The sequence below is a fragment of the Brevundimonas sp. genome, from assembly GCF_044239655.1.
In the GTDB taxonomy this organism is placed as follows: domain Bacteria; phylum Pseudomonadota; class Alphaproteobacteria; order Caulobacterales; family Caulobacteraceae; genus Brevundimonas.
Window position 1 is genome coordinate 1 of record NZ_JBIIAY010000069.1, and the last position, 16,418, is coordinate 16,418.

The following is a 16,418-nucleotide window of genomic DNA, read 5'->3' on the forward strand; positions in this document are numbered from 1 at the left end:
GCACCCGCGCTCCGTGCAGCCGCCTTGTCGGAGCGTTTCATGATGTCCCCCCGCCGCCTTCTGCTTGCCTGCGTCTCGGGCGCTGTCCTGTTGTCGGCGACCGCCGCCCCGACCCTGGTCCTGGCCCAGGCCGCCACGGCCTCGGCCGCACAGGCCGCCGCCTGGCCCCAGGCGTCCAGCGACCTGCCCGCCGACCCGGCCGTCCGCTTCGGCAGCCTGCCCAACGGCATGCGCTATGCGATCATGAGGAATGCCACCCCCCCGCGTCAGGCCGCGCTTCGCCTGCGCATCGACGCAGGCTCGCTGTCGGAAAACGACGACCAGAAGGGTCTGGCCCACTTCCTGGAGCACATGGCCTTCAACGGCTCGACCAACATTCCCGAAGGCGAGATGACGAAGAATCTCGAACGCCTCGGCCTGTCGTTCGGCGGCGACACCAACGCCTTCACCTCCTTTGACCAGACCGCCTACACCCTGAACCTGCCCAACACCTCGGACGAGGTCGTGGACGCCAGCCTGTTCGCCCTGCGCGAGGTCGCCGGCGAGCTCCTGTTCACGCCGGAGTCGGTCGACCGCGAACGCGGCGTCATCGTCGGCGAGGAACGGACCCGCGATACGCCGTCCTTCCGCGCCACCAAGGCCATGCTGCCCTTCCTGGCCCCGGGTCAGCGTCTGGCCGACCGCCTGCCGATCGGCGATCTGGACATCATCCGCACCGCGCCGCGCGACCGGTTCGTCGACTTCTACCGCGCCTACTACCGGCCCGAACGCGCCACCCTGATCGCGGTCGGCGACTTCGACGTCGATGCGATGGAGGCCAAGATCCGCGAGAAATTCGCCGACTGGACCAACCCGGCCCCCAACGGTGCCGACCCCGACCTGGGCCAGTTGCAGCCGCGTGAGGCCGAGACCCGCATCCATGTCGAGCCGGGCACCCAGTCCACCGCCCAGATCTACTGGACCAAGGTCCATGACGCGGCCCCCGACTCGGTTGCGACGCGCCGCAAGGACCTGGTGCGCGGCCTGGCCCTGGCCGTGCTGAATCGCCGGATGTCCGAGATCTCTCGCTCGGCCAACCCGCCCTTCCTGGGCGGCGGCGCGGGCTATCAGTCGCTGTTCAACGCCGTCGATGCCGCCACCCTGGTCGTCGCCTTCAACCCCGGCGGCTGGCAGCGCGCCATCGAGACGGCCGAACAGGAACAGCGCCGTCTGGTCCAGTACGGCGTCGGTCAGGACGAGCTGGATCGCGAGATCACCGAATACCGCACAGCCCTGACGGCCTCGGTCGCCGGTGCGGCGACGCGCCAGACGACGGGTCTTGCCGGATCCCTGCTGAACACCGTCAATGACGATGAGGTCTTCACCGCCCCGGCCGAAGACCTGAAACTGTTCGAGGCCGCCGTCGCCGGCCTGACCCTGGCCGAGGTCAATGCCGCCGCCGCCGAGACCTTCGCCGGCAACGGCCCCCTGGCCTTCGTGACCACCCCCGTCGCCATCGAGGGTGGCGAGGCCGCCGTCACCGCAGCGATCGAGGCCTCGCGTCAGGTCGCGGTCACCGCCCCCGCCGTCGCCGCCGCCGTCGAATGGCCCTATGGCAATTTCGGAACGCCCGGCCAGGTCACGGCCCGGACCGAGGTCGCCGACCTGGGCACCACCTTCGTCACCTTCGCCAACGGGGTGAAGCTGACGGTCAAGCCCACGACCTTCGACGACGACCAGATCCTGGTCTCGGTCCGCGCCGGCAACGGCACCCTGGACCTGCCCAGTGATCGCGCCGTGCCGATGTGGGCCGCCGGGTCCGAAGTCACCGAAGGCGGTCTGGGCAAGCTGACCAAGACCCAGCTGGACCGCGTCACGGCGTCGAACGTCGTGGGTGCCGGCTTCGGGGCTGACCCCGACGCCTTCCAGTTCTCGGGCGGCACTCGCCCCGAAGACCTGGCGTTGCAGATGCAGCTGCTGGCCGCCTATTTCACCGACGCCGGCTGGCGGCCCGAACCCTTCGATCAGGTCAAGGGCCAGATCGGCACCCAGCTGGACCAGATCAGCGCCACCCCCGGCGGAGCCTTCGGCCGCTATGGCGTGCCCATGCTCTACAGCGGCGACAAGCGGTTCGGCCTGCCGACCCCCGCTGACATCGCAGCGGCGCAACTGAGTGACCTGCGTCAGGTGATCACCGACTCGATCGCGCGCGGCCCGGTCGAGGTCATCGTCATCGGCGACGTGACGGCGGAGGACGCCATCGCCCAGACGGCCGCCACCTTCGGTGCCCTGCCGACACGTCCCGTGGCCATGACGCCGTCGGACGCCGCCGCCCGCGTTCGCTTCCCGGCCCCGACCGCCGAGCCGGTCACGATCCATCACACGGGCGCCGCAGCCCAGGCCCTGGGCTATGTCGCCTGGCCGACCCTGGACGCCATCGGCGACCGCAAGCCGTCGCGCACCGTCAGCCTGCTGGCGCGCGTGCTGCAACTGCGCGTCACCGACGAACTGCGCGAGAAACAGGGCGTGGCCTATTCGCCGGGTGCCTCGGCGACCGCCTCGACCGTCTTCCCGGACTACGGCTACGCCTTCGTCCAGGCCGAGACCCCGCCCGATGCCCTGCCCGGCTTCTTCAAGAGCGTCGATGATGTCGCCACGGCGCTGCGGGATACGCCCGTGACCGAGGACGAACTGAACCGCGCCCGCCTGTCGGCCGTCGAGTCCATCCGTCGCAGCCAGGCCACCAACGGCTACTGGCTCGGTGCGCTGGAGAACGTCCAGGACGACGCGACCCAGCTGGCGGCCATCCGCACCTCGATCTCGGACCTGGAGGCCATCACCCCCGCCGACATCCAGAAGGCGGCCCAGGCCTATCTGCTGCCCGACCGCGCCTGGCGCGCCCAGGTCACCGCGCAAGCGACGGCCCAGTAAGAAAAAAGGCCCCGGCGTTCGCACGCCGGGGCCAGTTTCTTTCAGGATCGGCGATGACCGACGCTGAACAATCTAGAGGGTCCCGCCTGTCGCCAGGCTGAACGGGTCCGTTCGAGCGGGTTCAGAACACCCGGCCGCCGACGCCGCCGTCCAGGGTCAGGCTGTAGCCCACCGACATCGACGACGAGGCCTGGACGACCTGTTCCTCGTACTCGGTATAGATCTCCTCGCGCCACAGGGTCAGTATCTTGATCCCGGCGCCGTAGCGACGCAGCAGCGAGCGCTCGTTGCAGTCCCGCTCGTTGATCTGGGGCCGGCATTCGACGATGCCGCCCCCGACCGGTCCACCCGGTCCCGGCTGGCCGCCGTATTGAGCGGCATAGGCCGCTGCATACTGGGACGCATAGGCGGACGCGCTGCCCGCCGCGGCACCTTCGGAATACCACAGGCTCTCGCCCTTCTGGCACATGACGCTCTCGCCGTGGTCGAAGCTGATCTGCTCGGCGAACTGGGCGATCGTGTACTGAAGTCGCGATCCGGCGATGCAGCGATAGATCTCGCCGTTGTAGCCCGCCGCGATGTCGCGACCCGGCTGCACCTGGGACGCCGGGTGGGGAATGTTGCGGTCGTCGATGCACAGGGCCTGGATCACGACCCGCGTCGCGGCCCAGCGCGAGCGTTGCACCGCCTGCTGGATCACCTGAGCGGCCGCGCCGCCCTCGACGTTCAGCCCCTGGATAACCGTCGGATAGGGCTGGTCGACCGTGAAATAGGCCCCGCCCCCGCCGCTGACATAGACGTCGCCGGCGCCCCGCGCGCGGATCAGGTTGTCGCTGGAGTTGCTGTTGGAGTTGGAGTTCGAATTGGCGTTGGCGTTGATGTTCACATTGACGTTGAAATTGCCGTTGATGTTGCCACCCGGATAGTTGGGCGGCGGCGGCATCTCGCAGCAACTGTTGGGCGGCGACGGCGGGCTGGGCGGCGGCGGCGGGCTCTCGCAGCACGACGGCGTCGGCGGCGCAGTGCAGCACGGCGGGGGCGCGGGCGTGCAGCCCGAGGTGCACTGGGCCGCCGCTTCGCCTCCGATCGCCCCGAGGACGAACGCTCCGAAGGCCGCGAGCAGCCAGGTCTTGATCCTCACCCGCATGGGCTGGGCTCCCGAAAAACAGTCAACTCAAAGCCATCCGTGCAAGGCGCGCGGACGGGTCCAAAGCGTATCTGCGGGCAAAACCCTTGCGTTTCCGTTGCGATTTTAACGCTGTTGCCGATCGGCGCAGGCCTTGCGGCGAGGTCTGCGAAGGACCCGTCCATGTTCCATTCCGGCACGCAGACCCTGATCGACCATTGGCTGGCCTTGCCGCAGGCCGCCCGCATTCCCGCGCGCGCCGCCTTCGATCCGATGGCGCTGGTCGGCCTGATGCCGCAGTTGTTCACGGCCAACCGCACCGATCCGGGCGCGCGGCTCCGCCTCGCCGGGGGCTGGATCGAGCGCGCCCATGGCGGGTCCATGGGCGTGGTCGATTGGCTGACCCTGTGGCGCGAGGACGGCCGCCCCATGGTCGCGGCCGCCATCGTCCAGACCTTCCGCGAGGCCCGTCCCGTCGTCCTGGTCGCCGAGGCCGAGGGGCTGAACGGACCGCTCGAGATCGTCATCGCTCCCCTGCGCAGTGCCTCCGGCGAAGCCGACCGCATCCTGGGCCTGTATCAGCCGACCCACGCCGCGGATCGTCAGGCCGACGGCGTCGGCACCCTGTCGGCCCGGCTGTCGATCGGCGTCGGCCCCGTCGCCCGCGCCCCCCTGACCCTCGCCGCCATCGACGGCCGCCGCATCGCCTAGAGTTGGTGCAGGTTGGCGGCGAACCGCTTCCAGTTCTGCACATAGTGGGCCGCGCTCATCGTGATGCCTGCGATCTGAGCTTCCGTCAGTTCCCGGACGACCTTGCCGGGCTGGCCCATGACCAGCGACCCGTCGGGAATCACCTTGCCCTCGGGGATCAGACTGTTCGCCCCGATCAGGCAGTTCTTCCCGATCACTGCCCCGTTCAGCACCACCGCCCCGATTCCGATCAGCGAGTTGTCGCCGACCGTGCAGCCGTGCAGCATCGCCTTGTGCCCCACGGTGACGTCGCGCCCGATCAGCAACGGCACACCTTCGTCCGCATGAAGAATGCTTCCGTCCTGGATGTTGCTGTTCTCACCCACGCTCAGCGTATCGGTGTCTCCGCGCAGCACCGCATTGAACCAGATACTGGCACCGGATTCGAGGATGACATCCCCCAGCACCACGGCATTCGGCGCGATCCAGTATTCGCCTTGCGGTGGCAGCTTCGGCTTCTTGTCACCCAGCGTATACACAGTCATCACGACACCGTCATATCTGAACGAAATGCGCCCTTTAACACTTCATGAACCACGATAGGCTCAAGGTGTTGAAGTGATTCGGGGCCTGTCTTTCGACCCCTTATCCGAAGCCGGATCAAGCCCGGTCCGGTCGTATGCGGGGGCGAGTGCGTGGTGCGTTCGGTTCGGCGGCGAGACATCTCGCCGGAAGTTGGCCCTTCTTCCGACCCCGGATGCCCTGTCGGCGTCGCCCAAATCCTACCCGTCTTCGTCCGAGGCGATGCTTTTGCAGCATCGCCTTTTTTCATGCCCCGCGCCGAGCGGCTCTCCCCGCCGGCTTCCCAAGGAATGAGGCAACCATGACCAAGCGTGCAGCCATGAAGCGCCAGACCCGTGAAGGGGTCTTCGATTCGCGCCAGTTCTCGGAGGATTCGAAAGTCCGCCGCCTGCCGACGCCGCACACGACCTCTGCCTGGTCGCCCCATCCCTCCAATGACGACCGGGACCAGAGCTATCTGAAGACGCTGAAGCCCAAGTCCGAGGGTCAGGCCGAGCTGCTGAACGCGATCGACACCCACAATCTGTGCGTGGCGCTCGGGCCCGCAGGCACAGGCAAGACCTATCTGGCCGTCGCCAAGGCGGTCGAGGCGCTTGAGGCCGGCAAGGTCGGACGCATCGTCCTATCGCGCCCCGCCGTAGAAGCCGGGGAATCGATCGGCTTCCTGCCCGGTGCCATGGAGGACAAGCTGGCTCCGTATCTGCGGCCCCTCTACGACGCCTTGTCGGATCGGCTGACCATGAAACGGGTCGGCGCCCTGATGGCCGAGGGTCTGATCGAGATCGCGCCGGTCGGATACATGCGTGGCCGCACCCTGAACAACGCCTTCATCGTCATCGACGAGGCCCAGAACTGCACCTACGTCCAGCTCAAGATGCTGCTGACCCGGTTGGGCTGGCACTCGACCATGGTGGTCACCGGCGACCCCGGCCAGACCGACCTGCTGCCCTCCCTCTCGGGTCTGGCCGATGTCGCGAACCGGCTGGAAGCGGTGCCGGAGATCGCCGTCGTCCGCCTGGCCGAACAGGACATCGTCCGCCATCCGCTGGTGGCGAGCATGATCGGGGTGCTGTGACCCGATCTCGTCAAGGCTGATATCGGGGGGCGCGCCGGCAACGGCGCGCCCTTTGCTTTGCGGAGGCTGCTTCCCATGCTATGTATCGCCATTGTCGATACAGGAGCCGTCATGCGCGCGCAGGTCAAGAAGTGGGGCAACAGCGCCTCGGTGCGCATTCCCGCTGCGGTGATGGAGGCGGCAGCCCTCTACATCGATCAGGCCGTGGACATCCGCGAGGAAGGCGGGCGGGTTGTGATCGAGCCGGTGACCGAACCCGTCTACACGCTTGAGGAACTGGTGGCGCAAATCACGCCCGACAACCTGCATGAAGAGATCGATTGGGGCCCGCCCGTCGGCAAGGAAGTCTGGTGACCAAGGGATACGTCCCGGATGTCGGAGACATCGTCTGGCTGAGTTTCGATCCTCAGGCCGGACATGAGCAGGCGGGTCATCGCCCCGGGCTGGTTTTGACATCGGCGGGCTACAACGCCGCGACCAGTCTGATGATCGTGTGTCCGATGACCTCCCGGATCAAAGGCAATCCCTTTGAGGTGGTCGTTTCGCGAGAGCCGCCCAGCGCCGTGCTGGCGGACCATGCCAAGAGCCTGGACTGGCGGGCTCGACGGGCCTCCTTCAAGGGCAAGGCTTCACCGGAAGTGGTCGGTGAGGTTCAGGCCAGGCTGAAGGTCCTGCTGGGCGTCTGAACCGACACTCAAGCCGTCGCCGGGTTCGGTTTCTTCGCCTCCGCCGCCGTCTCGACCGCCAGAGCCCTGGCCCCCGGCGATCCGGACTTGGGTCGCCCGCCCAGTCGGTCCGTCAGCTTGAAGACGAACGGATTGAGCGAGATCGACAGCAGGGCGGCGGCCAGGATCAGGTCATGGGTCTGGGACGTCAGGGCCCCCAGAGATACGCCCAGCGCGGCCAGGATGAAGCTGAACTCGCCAATCTGGGCCAGGGACGCCGCGATGGTCAGGCTGGTCGCGCGATCCAGCTTGAAGGCGAAGGTGATGGCGAGCGCCGCCAGCGCCTTGCCCAGGATGACGATGCCCAGAATGCCCAGCACCGTCAGCGGCTTCTCGACCAGGATCATCGGATCGAACAGCATCCCCACCGAGACGAAGAACAACACGGCGAAGGCGTCGCGCAACGGCAGTGACCGCTCCGCCGCATTGTGCCCTAGCGGCGAGGAGTTCAGCACCAGCCCGGCCAGGAAGGCCCCCAGGGCGAACGAGTGGAACATCGCATAGGCCACCCAGGCGATGCCGAGCGCGATGGCCAGAACCCCCAGGGTGAACAGTTCGCGCGACCGGGTATGGGCGATCTTGACCAGAACCCAGGGCAGGACCCGCGGCCCGATGAACAGCATGGCCCCCACGAAGACCGCGACCTTGCCGAGGGTCCACGCGATCGACTTCGCCAGTTCGGGCCCGCTCAGGGTCTCGCCCGGCTGAACGATCAGCAGTGGCAGCAGCACCAGGGCGATGACGATGACCAGATCCTCGACGATCAGCCAGCCGACGGCGACGGACCCGATCTCGCCCTTGACCTGTTTGCGCTCCTCGAGCGCCCGTAACAGAACCACGGTCGAGGCGACGGAGAGGGCAAACCCCATCAGCGCCGCCTCCAGATCGCCCATGCCGAGCAGCCGGCCGAGACCCCACCCCAGGACGGTCGCCGCCAGGATCTGGAAGATCGCGCCCGGAACGGCGACCTTGCGCACCTTCATCAGGTCGGCGGGCGAGAAATGCAGGCCGACGCCGAACATCAGCAGGATCACCCCGATCTCGGCCAACTGCGGTGCCAGTTCGGTATCGGCGACGAAACCCGCCGTATGCGGCCCGACGAGAACGCCCGCCACCAGATAGCCGACCAGGGGCGACAGCTTCAGCCGGTTGGCCAACATGCCGAACACGAAGGCGAGGACGAAACCTCCGACCAGGGTGAGGATCAGGCTGTCGGCGTGCGGCATCGGCGCTCCTGTGCGGGCGGGGTGTCTCTCAATGAGGTGAACGCTCCAAATGGGGGTCTGGAGCCCCTACGGCAAGGCTTTCTCGCTTCCCAGACCGGGTGATTCAACATCTAGAAGTCTGTGGACGACTGATTCGCACATCTTGCGTCTCTTAACGTTCCGTTTACGATTAGTGGTAGGCGAAACGGCGTTAGGGCTGATGTCGGCGCCATATGTTGAATCCAATACCCCGGAGGGTGCCATGACCGCAGGCTGGACCGAAGACCGCGTAGGCGCTCTCAAGAAGCTCTGGCTTGAGGGGCAGTCCGCCTCCCAGATCGCCAAACAGCTGGGCGGGGGCGTCACCCGCAACGCCGTTATCGGCAAGGTCCATCGGCTGGGTCTGTCGGGCCGCGCCACCCCGTCGCAACCGGCCCGCGCCGCCACTACCTTCCGCCCGGCCAAGACCCGCACCACCCCGCCGGTCCAGCCCACGGCCCCCCGTCGTGTTGAAAACGGCCGCGTCGAGGCCGGCCGCATCGAAGCGGTCGCCCCGCGTCCGAACGTCCCGGTCGCTCCGACGCCCCTGGCCGTCGTCGCCGAACTGCCCGGCACCGCCACCGTCCTGACCCTGGGCGCCCACATGTGCAAATGGCCGATCGGTGATCCGTCCTCGCGCGAATTCAGCTTCTGCGGCCGTCGCGCTTCCGAGGGCGTCTACTGCGGCGAACACGCCCGCGTCGCCTACCAGCCCCAGATCAAGAAGAACGGTGCCACCGAACTGGCCCGCTCGCTGCGCAGGTATGTCTAGGGCGCTAGCGCTCGCGACGCGGTCGCTCGCTGCTTGAGCGCGAAGGGTCCCTTCACCAGAAGGGCCGCCGCCAGATCATCGGCGCTCGACAGCGTCTAAAAGCCACCCCGCACCGGCTCCCCAGTCGGCGGGACACGGGGCGGGGCTGCGGTTATCCGGGTTGACGCAGCCCCAGCCACGCATCTTTTTTGCGCTATCGCTCGCCGCGCGGCGGCTCGCTGCTTGAGCGCAGGATTTTGCGCTACCGCTCCCCGCGCGGCGGCTCCGCTGTTTGAGCGCGAAGGCGCAGGCGTCGTCAGTTCAGAACCCGCTTCTGACCCGGCACATCCAGGCTGAACGCCGGGATCGCGGCCTCGAACACCCGGCCTGCGCCGTCCGTCATCGCATAGGTGCCGACCATGGAGCCTGACGGCGTCGGCAGCGGACAGCCGGACGCATAGGAATAGCTGTCACCCGGCGCGATCACCGGCTGGTCGCCGACCACGCCGGGCCCGCGCACCTCCTCGACCCGGCCGTGGGCGTCGGTGATGATCCAGTGGCGCGAGATCAACTGCACGGGCACCGCACCGAGGTTCACGATCTCGATCTGATAGGCCCAGACCCAGCGCCCGGCCTCCGGATCGGACTGGCCCGCCAGATAGCTGGGCCGGACCTTGACCAGGACGCCTTGGGTTTCGGCGGTATAGGCGGGCGTGTCATGCATTCTTTTTGGCCTATCGCGCGGTCGCGCTACTTGAGGCCATCATCGGGCCCGTCTCGTCGCGCTTCTTGTGCCCCGGTGTCGCGCTGTCTCGTCTTCGCTTCAACCCTCTTCCTTTGCGGCGTTGACGTGTATTGGCTGGTGACATGAGCTCCATCGACCTTTCCCGCCCGGGCATCCTGCCCTGCCAATCCATCGAGGCCCTGATCGCCACGGGCGCGATCAGCAGCCAGACACCCTTCGACGCCGATCAGGTCCAGCCGGCCAGCCTGGACCTGCGCCTGTCCGACAAGGCGTGGCGCGTCCGCGCCTCCTTCCTGCCGGGCCAGAGGCTGGTCGCCGACCGGATCGCCGACGTCTCCATGCATTCGATCGACCTGTCGGGCGGCGTCGTGCTGGAAAAGGGCTGCGTCTATATCGCCGAGCTTCAGGAGCGGCTCAGCCTGCCCAGGGGTCTGATCGCCCGCGCCAACCCGAAATCCTCGACCGGCCGGATCGACGTCTTCGTGCGCCTGTTGACCGACCGGGGTGCCAGCTTCGACGACGTGGCCGAGGGTTATGACGGCCCCCTGTATCTCGAGATCGCGCCCCAGACCTTCTCCATCCTGGTCCGCCCCGGCACCCGGCTGAACCAGCTGCGCCTCAAGGCTGGCGAGCCGCCCAAGCTGGAGACTCGCAGCGTCGGCGTCGATCTTCAGGGCGGCGATGTCGTCGGCTTCCGCGGCCGTCGCCACGCCGGTGTCGTCGATCTGGACCGCATCGACGGCCACGACCCGCGCGACTTCTGGGAGCCCCTGACCCTGCGGCGCGGCGAACTGCTGCTGGATCCCGGCGAGTTCTACATCCTGGCGTCGAACGAGGCGGTCGAGATCCCGGTGCTCCAGGCCGCCGAGATGACCCCGATCGACCCCAGCGTGGGCGAGTTCCGCGTCCACTACGCCGGCTTCTTCGACCCCGGCTTCGGCACTGATGAGGCGCACGGCGCGGGGTCAAAGGGCGTGCTGGAGGTCCGCACCCACGACACCCCCTTCCTGCTGGAACACGGCCAGATCGTCGCCCGGCTGGTCTACGAACCCCTGACCGAAAAGCCGACCCGCCTCTATGGCGAGGGCGGCAGCCACTACCAGCGCCAGGGCCTGAAGCTGTCGAAACATTTCAGCCCCTGGGCCTGACCGGGTGGGCGGCCTGAAGCGCACCCTCGCCCGGCTGACCCGGCGGTTCCGACCGTCGACGTCCCCGGTCGCGGCCGACCATTACGAGCCGCTCGGCCCCGATCTGGGTCGGGTGCGGCTGGCGGGCGGGCTTTCGATCTATGTCGACCCGCAGGACGGCGACATCAGCGGCAGTCTGATCCGGCGCGGCTATTGGGAGCGGTGGACCACCCTGTCGGTCCTCTCCCTGATCCGGCCCGGCGACCGCATCGTCGAGGTGGGGGCCAACCTCGGCTACTACACCGTGCTGATGGCCGACGCCGTCGGGCCGACCGGCTCGGTGCTGGCGCTGGAGGCCAATCCCCGGCTGGCCGACCTGGCCCAGCGGTCGCTGGCGCTGAACGGGCTGGACAATCGCGCCCAGGTCCTGGCCCAGGCGGCGCTGGACCGGACGGGGACGGTGTCCTTCGTCACCTCGCGCACCGTCTCCGGCGGCGGCCACGTCGCGGTGCTGGACCAGCCGCCGTTCGCCGATTCCGAAGTCATCGAGGCCCCGGCCGCTCGACTGGACGACCTGATCCAGGGCCGGGTCCACCTGATCCGCATGGACGCCGAGGGCTCCGAGCCCTTCGTCATGACCGGCGCCGAACGCATCCTAAGCGACAATCCCGACATCGTCGTCTGCATGGAATGGAGCCCCATCCAGATCGTGTCGCGCACCGACCCGGCCGCCTTCGTCGACCGGATGGCCGGCGACGGCTTCCGCTTCTGGAAAATGGAGCGGGATGCCAGGCTGACGCCCCTGTCCGCCGACGCCCTCAAGGCCGCAGACCACACCGACATCGTCGCCTGCCGCCGCGATCCGCGACGCCGCTAACTGTCTTCTCCGCTCATCCCGGCGAAAGCCGGGACCCAGTGCTTTGGGCTATGGACGACGACCGTGGGGTCAGCCCTCCATCCCGGACACTGCGCCTCACTTAAGAACTGGGCCCCGGCTTTCGCTGGGTGAGCGGAAATGTGTTTTCAGCCCGTCGCCACGCCGACGGCCCCGCCGGACGCGCCGCCGGGCACCGGCGCGACGTTCAGAAGCTTGATCCGGAACACCATGACCGAGTTCGGCGGGATGTCGCCCTTGTCCTGATCGCCGTATCCGAGCGCAGGCGGCACATAGAGCACCCACTCATCGCCCGCCTTCATGCGTTGGAGCGCCTCGGTCCAGCCGGGCACCACCTCATCGACGTGGGTGGCGTAGGGCACGCCCTTCTGGAACGAGGAATCGAACACCGTCCCGTCGGTCAGGGCCCCTTCATAGTCCACCATCACGAGGTCGTTGCGATCCGGCGTCGGCGCTCCGGCCGGTCCCGACTGCACGACCTTGTACTGCAGGCCACTGGGCAGGGTCTGCACCCCTGCCGTCTTGGCGTTGGTCGCCATCCACGCCGCCGCGACCTCCGCGTTCTTCGCCGGATCGGCGCTGGGTGCCCCCTCGGGAGCACGACCACAGGCCGCCACGGCCAGAATTGCTGCGGCCGTCGCCGCTCTAACCCATCCGAAGCGCATAACCCTTGTCCTTCAGTGCGGCTCCGATCTCGTCCGCATGGGCGCTATCGCGTGTTTCGACCATGATGTCGAACTCGGCCCCCTTGGCCGGGACGTCGAGCGCCAGACGGTTGTGGACGACGTCGATGATGTTGCCGCCCAGCCCCCCGATCACCGCCGCCATGGCCGACAGCATCCCCGGTCGATCGTCCCCCAGGATGCGATAGACGATCAACCTCCGTTCACGGACCATCTCGCGATTCAGCACCACGGCCAGCATCCGCGCGTCGATATTGCCGCCGCAAAGCACCAGCCCGACCTTCATGCCGGCAAACTTGTCCGGATAGCGCAACAGGGCCGCCAGCCCCCCCGCGCCGGCCCCCTCGGCCACCGTCTTCTCATAGGTCGCATAGAAGGCGACGGCCTTTTCGAAGTCCTCTTCGGCACAGACCAGAACGTCCTCGACCAGGGGATTGGCGATGGCAAAGGGGATATCGCCCACGTCCTTGACCGCGATCCCCTCGGCGATGGTCGCCCCGCCGCATTTCGAGTCCACGCCCGCCCGCCGCGCCGCGAACGACGGATACATCTCGGCCTCGACGCCAAAGATGCGGATGTCCGGCTTCATCGCCCTGGCCGCCACCGCGCATCCGGCGATAAGACCGCCGCCCCCGATCGGAATGATCAGGACGTCCAGTTCGGGCGCATCCTCCAGGAACTCGATCGCGCAGACCCCCTGGCCCGCCACGATGCCTTCGTCGTCAAAGGCCGAGATGAAGACCAGCCCCTCCTCGTCTCGGAACCGGTGCGCCTCGGTGGTCGAGCCGGTGAAGTCCGAGCCCTTGATGACCACGGTCGCGCCGTGGCTGCGGGTGCCGTCCACCTTGGTGAAGGGCGTACCCTCGGGCATCACGATGGTCACAGGCACGCCCAGCCGTCCGCCGTGATAGGCCAGGGCCTGGGCATGGTTGCCGGCGGATGCCGCCACCACGCCGCGCCGCCTCTCATCCCCGGTCAGGGACAGCAGACGGTTCAGCGCGCCGCGCTCTTTAAAACTGCCGGTGAAGTGCAGGTTGTCGTACTTCACCCAGACCTCGGCTCCGGTCAGTTGCGACAGACGGCGAGAGTGACGCACGGGGGTCCGGTCCACCTGGCCGGCGATCCGCCCCTGGGCGGCCTGGATATCGGCGAAGACGACGCTCATGGGACCACACTCCGACACCGGGCCTCGTTCTCGCCCGACCCGACTTGTGGCGCGCGTCATCGGTCCTCGCAACCTTGACCTTGGGCCCCGCGTTTGGCGTATGTCGCCCAAGGTCCGGTCACGCAGAATCGGACGGGTTTAGGGAACCGCACCATGACCACGCGTTTGCGCCCACCGCCGGCAGTCCGGCCGCTGACCGTTCTGTCGCTCACCGCCATGGCCGTGCTGGGTGCCGCCTGCGCCCCGACCACGATGAGCGGCCCGATGGCACCGCCGCTTCCCCCCTCGACGGCCTTCAGCACCGAAGCCTTCGCCTGGTCCACCGCAGGCGGGCGTAACGGAATCGAGGGCCGGGTCAGCTTCCAGCGCGAGGGCACGGCCTATGCCTGCACCGGCTCGGTCGCCCTGACGCCCGACACCCCCTATACGCGCCAGCGGTTTTCGACCCTGTACGGCTCGACCAGCCAGGCGGCGGTGCCCGAAGCCGTGGTCCGCGCCCGCACCGTCGCCGATCCAAACGCCGACTATCGTTCCTTCGTGCGCTCCACGACCTGCACCGAGGGCCGGTTCACCTTTGCAGGCCTGCCGGACGGTGGCTGGTTCATCATCACCCCGGTCAGCGCCGGCGGAGAGCGGGTGATCCTGATGCGCCGGGTGGTGACCCGGGGCGGCCGCGTCTTGACCGTCACCCTGTAACGCTGTTCCATGGTTAACGGAGCCAGAAGGGCTCCGCCTGGTCTGAGGCGTTCACCATGATTTCGCGTATCATCGTCGCCACCGCGGCCCTCGCCCTGGGGGCGGCCTCGACCGTCCAGGCGCAGGTCCATGTCAGTCAGAGCTATGGGGGCCAGGGCTATGCGGGCCAGTCCTACGGGACCCAGTCCTATGCCGGGCAGTCCTACGGCTATTCCAGCCAGATCTACTCCAGCCAGGGCTACGGCTATGGCCAGGGTCATGCCTCGTCCTATGACCGGTCCTGCGGTTCGTCCTGCGACCGCCGCCATGATCGAGGGCCGCGCCGACCCTATGCCTTCAACGGCCAGCAGGATGTTCCCGGCGACTTCCGCTGCGACGCCTACTGGGATCGGGGCCGCACCGACTGCGACGCCCGCTGGCGGGACCAGAGACAATATCGCGGCACGCCGAGACGCTCCTATTCGACCAGCCGCCCCAGCTATGGCGGGCCCGCGATCTATCCCGGCGAGTACGGCCGCCCCGACGTCGTCTATTCGGGGGGCTACAGCCATGGCCAGACCTATGCCGACCCGCACGGGCACAACCACACAGCCTACGCCCAGTACGGCCGCGATCCTCAGCGCATAAATTGGTGCTGCGCCGAGTACCGATCCTACGATCCGGCGACCGGCTATTACACGGCCTATAGCGGCCAGCGGATCTTCTGCGGCTGATCCGTCCACGGAAAGGTGACCGATCGAGCGCCGTTCGCCTTTGTTTGGCCTTTCGGTGCGTCCCTGACTGAACCCTCAGTTCAGTGGGGAGCGCGTCCATGTCCCAGCATAATATCAGCGGATCCGAAGCCTTCGACCGCACGCCCAAGGTCTATATCCGAAACGTCCGCACCGGCGGGATGCGTCGCCGACGCACCCGCACTGCCATCGCCTTCGTGGCGGGGGCCGCCGCCGCCATCGTCGGCGGTGTCGTCGGCGCGATCGTCCTGTTCGGACCGGGTCTGGCGGGCGGCTGAGCCGCCACGGCAATGACGCATCACGCTCTGGACAACACCGTTCGACCATGATCGTCTAGGGTCCTACTCGGGGGTCTGGACATGATCGCAGCGGTTGAACCACGCGTTTCCGCCAGGCCGCGATTGCCTCGCGACCGGATATTCTTCACCACCATGGCCATCATCGTGCTGATCAGCACGATCGTGGGCTTCGCGCCGAGCTACTATCTGCGGGGAACCCTCCCCCCGGCCCACCCTTATGAGCCGCTGAATCTGCTGGTCCATCTGCATGGACTGGTCTTCTCCCTCTGGATCCTGCTCTTCGCGGTTCAGGCGGGGCTGGTCGCCGGCGGCAAGGTCGCTGTCCACAGGCGGTTAGGCGTCGCAGGCCTGGTCTTGGTCACATTGATGATTCCGCTGGCGATCCTGGTGGCGCTGCACGGCGTCGACCGGCCGCTCACGGCACCACCCGGAATTCCGCCGCTGTCTTGGCTCGCGGTGCCGCTGCTCGACATCCCCGTCTTCTGCGGACTGATCGTGGCGGCCTTGGCCTTCCGTAGGACACCGGCGACGCACAAGCGGCTGATGATGCTGGCGATGTTCGACATGCTCCAGCCCTCGCTCGGGCGCATGGCCCTGCCGATCGATCAGCCGTTCAAGGGGCTATTGCCCCTGCTGTTCGTCGCCGCCCTGATCCTGTGGGACCTCTACACCCTCAGGCGCGTCCACCCCGCGACCCTGATCGGCGGCCTGATCGTCGCCGTGGTCATGATTGCGACCCCGATGGTGTGGATGACGCCGGGCTGGCTCGCCTTTGCGGGATGGGCGGCCGGCCTCGTCGGCTGACCGCCCACCTGGACCTCAGGCCAGCCAGACCATCATCCGCGTATCGGTAGGTTCGCCCCGTGCGCGGCTGAACTGACGCCGGGTCTCGCCGGTGTACAGGAACCCCGCCTTTTCCAGCACGCGGCCAGACGCCGGGTTGTCCGAGAAATGGCCGGCCATCAACGCCCGCC

At 67.7% G+C, this 16,418-nt stretch carries 19 protein-coding genes; 12 read left to right on the forward strand and 7 right to left on the reverse strand.

Going from position 1 to position 16,418, the window contains the following annotated elements; translation table 11 throughout:
* Positions 1-39 precede the first annotated feature (39 nt).
* Entirely contained in the window at positions 40-2,910 is a 2,871-nt protein-coding gene (locus ACILQR_RS10335) for a M16 family metallopeptidase (RefSeq protein ID WP_395651345.1), read from the forward strand.
* A gap of 121 nt (positions 2,911-3,031) precedes the next feature.
* On the opposite strand, the gene ACILQR_RS10340 is transcribed toward ACILQR_RS10335, so the two are convergent.
* Positions 3,032-4,057, reverse strand: coding sequence for a hypothetical protein (locus ACILQR_RS10340; RefSeq protein ID WP_395651346.1), 1,026 nt, complete (start codon positions 4,055-4,057; stop codon positions 3,032-3,034).
* Between the two features lie 162 nt (positions 4,058-4,219).
* Here ACILQR_RS10340 and ACILQR_RS10345 point away from each other — a divergent pair, with 162 nt between their 5' ends.
* Complete coding sequence (locus ACILQR_RS10345; protein ID WP_395651347.1) at positions 4,220-4,747, forward strand: PAS domain-containing protein; 528 nt, start codon at positions 4,220-4,222, stop codon at positions 4,745-4,747.
* On the opposite strand, the gene ACILQR_RS10350 is transcribed toward ACILQR_RS10345, so the two are convergent.
* Positions 4,744-5,271 carry a gamma carbonic anhydrase family protein gene (locus ACILQR_RS10350; protein WP_395651348.1) on the reverse strand — a complete coding sequence of 176 codons (528 nt, stop codon included), beginning with the start codon at positions 5,269-5,271 and terminating at the stop codon, positions 4,744-4,746. The genes ACILQR_RS10345 and ACILQR_RS10350 overlap by 4 nt on opposite strands.
* Positions 5,272-5,609: 338 nt before the next feature.
* Between ACILQR_RS10350 and ACILQR_RS10355 the strand changes: the two genes are divergently transcribed.
* From ACILQR_RS10355 to mazF, 3 genes are all read left to right on the forward strand, one after another.
* On the forward strand, positions 5,610-6,383 hold the full coding sequence (locus tag ACILQR_RS10355; RefSeq protein ID WP_271145294.1) for a PhoH family protein: 774 nt from the start codon (positions 5,610-5,612) through the stop codon (positions 6,381-6,383).
* Between the two features lie 111 nt (positions 6,384-6,494).
* Positions 6,495-6,737: an AbrB/MazE/SpoVT family DNA-binding domain-containing protein gene (locus ACILQR_RS10360; protein WP_395651349.1), complete on the forward strand. Its 243-nt coding sequence runs from the start codon at positions 6,495-6,497 to the stop codon at positions 6,735-6,737.
* A complete protein-coding gene (gene mazF, locus ACILQR_RS10365; protein WP_395651350.1) occupies positions 6,734-7,069 on the forward strand; it encodes an endoribonuclease MazF in 336 nt (111 codons plus the stop codon). Before ACILQR_RS10360 ends, mazF begins: the two co-directional genes overlap by 4 nt.
* Before the next feature lie 8 nt (positions 7,070-7,077).
* Here the strand turns inward: mazF and ACILQR_RS10370 are convergent, their stop codons facing one another.
* Positions 7,078-8,334: a cation:proton antiporter gene (locus ACILQR_RS10370; protein ID WP_395651351.1), complete on the reverse strand. Its 1,257-nt coding sequence runs from the start codon at positions 8,332-8,334 to the stop codon at positions 7,078-7,080.
* A gap of 241 nt (positions 8,335-8,575) precedes the next feature.
* On the opposite strand from ACILQR_RS10370, the gene ACILQR_RS10375 reads away from it, so the two are divergent.
* Entirely contained in the window at positions 8,576-9,124 is a 549-nt protein-coding gene (locus tag ACILQR_RS10375; protein WP_395651352.1) for a GcrA family cell cycle regulator, read from the forward strand.
* A gap of 295 nt (positions 9,125-9,419) precedes the next feature.
* Here the strand turns inward: ACILQR_RS10375 and apaG are convergent, their stop codons facing one another.
* On the reverse strand, positions 9,420-9,827 hold the full coding sequence (apaG, locus tag ACILQR_RS10380) for a Co2+/Mg2+ efflux protein ApaG (RefSeq protein WP_395651353.1): 408 nt from the start codon (positions 9,825-9,827) through the stop codon (positions 9,420-9,422).
* A 143-nt stretch (positions 9,828-9,970) separates the two neighbouring features.
* Between apaG and ACILQR_RS10385 the strand changes: the two genes are divergently transcribed.
* Positions 9,971-10,996 carry a 2'-deoxycytidine 5'-triphosphate deaminase gene (locus ACILQR_RS10385; RefSeq protein ID WP_395651354.1) on the forward strand — a complete coding sequence of 342 codons (1,026 nt, stop codon included), beginning with the start codon at positions 9,971-9,973 and terminating at the stop codon, positions 10,994-10,996.
* 4 nt (positions 10,997-11,000) lie between these two features.
* Positions 11,001-11,852 carry an FkbM family methyltransferase gene (locus ACILQR_RS10390; protein WP_395651355.1) on the forward strand — a complete coding sequence of 284 codons (852 nt, stop codon included), beginning with the start codon at positions 11,001-11,003 and terminating at the stop codon, positions 11,850-11,852.
* Positions 11,853-11,998: 146 nt separating this feature from the next.
* Here the strand turns inward: ACILQR_RS10390 and ACILQR_RS10395 are convergent, their stop codons facing one another.
* Entirely contained in the window at positions 11,999-12,535 is a 537-nt protein-coding gene (locus ACILQR_RS10395) for an FKBP-type peptidyl-prolyl cis-trans isomerase (protein ID WP_395651356.1), read from the reverse strand.
* Entirely contained in the window at positions 12,516-13,718 is a 1,203-nt protein-coding gene (locus tag ACILQR_RS10400) for a threonine ammonia-lyase (protein ID WP_395651357.1), read from the reverse strand. The genes ACILQR_RS10395 and ACILQR_RS10400 overlap by 20 nt, the downstream gene beginning before the upstream one ends.
* Before the next feature lie 153 nt (positions 13,719-13,871).
* On the opposite strand from ACILQR_RS10400, the gene ACILQR_RS10405 reads away from it, so the two are divergent.
* The 4 genes from ACILQR_RS10405 (at position 13,872) to ACILQR_RS10420 (ending at position 16,248) form a co-directional block, all read left to right on the forward strand.
* Positions 13,872-14,414 carry a hypothetical protein gene (locus tag ACILQR_RS10405; RefSeq protein ID WP_395651358.1) on the forward strand — a complete coding sequence of 181 codons (543 nt, stop codon included), beginning with the start codon at positions 13,872-13,874 and terminating at the stop codon, positions 14,412-14,414.
* Between the two features lie 56 nt (positions 14,415-14,470).
* Positions 14,471-15,127, forward strand: coding sequence for a BA14K family protein (locus ACILQR_RS10410; protein ID WP_395651359.1), 657 nt, complete (start codon positions 14,471-14,473; stop codon positions 15,125-15,127).
* Between the two features lie 98 nt (positions 15,128-15,225).
* The gene (locus tag ACILQR_RS10415; RefSeq protein ID WP_271145304.1) at positions 15,226-15,423 is read left to right on the forward strand and encodes a hypothetical protein; all 198 of its coding nucleotides are present in this window, start codon (positions 15,226-15,228) and stop codon (positions 15,421-15,423) included.
* A 153-nt stretch (positions 15,424-15,576) separates the two neighbouring features.
* A complete protein-coding gene (locus tag ACILQR_RS10420; protein WP_395651360.1) occupies positions 15,577-16,248 on the forward strand; it encodes a hypothetical protein in 672 nt (223 codons plus the stop codon).
* A gap of 15 nt (positions 16,249-16,263) precedes the next feature.
* Here ACILQR_RS10420 and ACILQR_RS10425 read toward each other — a convergent pair.
* The coding region (locus ACILQR_RS10425; RefSeq protein ID WP_395651361.1) for a GNAT family N-acetyltransferase at positions 16,264-16,418 on the reverse strand (155 nt) is incomplete at its 5' end.

Excerpts from the sequence above, each read along its gene's own strand:
- ACILQR_RS10335 (WP_395651345.1), top strand. The coding sequence starts at position 40 with ATGATGTCCCCCCGCCGCCTTCTGCTTGCCTGCGTCTCGGGCGCTGTC.
- ACILQR_RS10340 (WP_395651346.1), bottom strand. The coding sequence starts at position 4,057 with ATGCGGGTGAGGATCAAGACCTGGCTGCTCGCGGCCTTCGGAGCGTTC.
- ACILQR_RS10345 (WP_395651347.1), top strand. The coding sequence starts at position 4,220 with ATGTTCCATTCCGGCACGCAGACCCTGATCGACCATTGGCTGGCCTTG.
- ACILQR_RS10350 (WP_395651348.1), bottom strand. The coding sequence starts at position 5,271 with ATGACTGTGTATACGCTGGGTGACAAGAAGCCGAAGCTGCCACCGCAA.
- ACILQR_RS10355 (WP_271145294.1), top strand. The coding sequence starts at position 5,610 with ATGACCAAGCGTGCAGCCATGAAGCGCCAGACCCGTGAAGGGGTCTTC.
- ACILQR_RS10360 (WP_395651349.1), top strand. The coding sequence starts at position 6,495 with ATGCGCGCGCAGGTCAAGAAGTGGGGCAACAGCGCCTCGGTGCGCATT.
- ACILQR_RS10370 (WP_395651351.1), bottom strand. The coding sequence starts at position 8,334 with ATGCCGCACGCCGACAGCCTGATCCTCACCCTGGTCGGAGGTTTCGTC.
- ACILQR_RS10375 (WP_395651352.1), top strand. The coding sequence starts at position 8,576 with ATGACCGCAGGCTGGACCGAAGACCGCGTAGGCGCTCTCAAGAAGCTC.
- apaG (WP_395651353.1), bottom strand. The coding sequence starts at position 9,827 with ATGCATGACACGCCCGCCTATACCGCCGAAACCCAAGGCGTCCTGGTC.
- ACILQR_RS10385 (WP_395651354.1), top strand. The coding sequence starts at position 9,971 with ATGAGCTCCATCGACCTTTCCCGCCCGGGCATCCTGCCCTGCCAATCC.
- ACILQR_RS10395 (WP_395651356.1), bottom strand. The coding sequence starts at position 12,535 with ATGCGCTTCGGATGGGTTAGAGCGGCGACGGCCGCAGCAATTCTGGCC.
- ACILQR_RS10400 (WP_395651357.1), bottom strand. The coding sequence starts at position 13,718 with ATGAGCGTCGTCTTCGCCGATATCCAGGCCGCCCAGGGGCGGATCGCC.
- ACILQR_RS10405 (WP_395651358.1), top strand. The coding sequence starts at position 13,872 with ATGACCACGCGTTTGCGCCCACCGCCGGCAGTCCGGCCGCTGACCGTT.
- ACILQR_RS10410 (WP_395651359.1), top strand. The coding sequence starts at position 14,471 with ATGATTTCGCGTATCATCGTCGCCACCGCGGCCCTCGCCCTGGGGGCG.
- ACILQR_RS10415 (WP_271145304.1), top strand. The coding sequence starts at position 15,226 with ATGTCCCAGCATAATATCAGCGGATCCGAAGCCTTCGACCGCACGCCC.
- ACILQR_RS10420 (WP_395651360.1), top strand. The coding sequence starts at position 15,577 with ATGGCCATCATCGTGCTGATCAGCACGATCGTGGGCTTCGCGCCGAGC.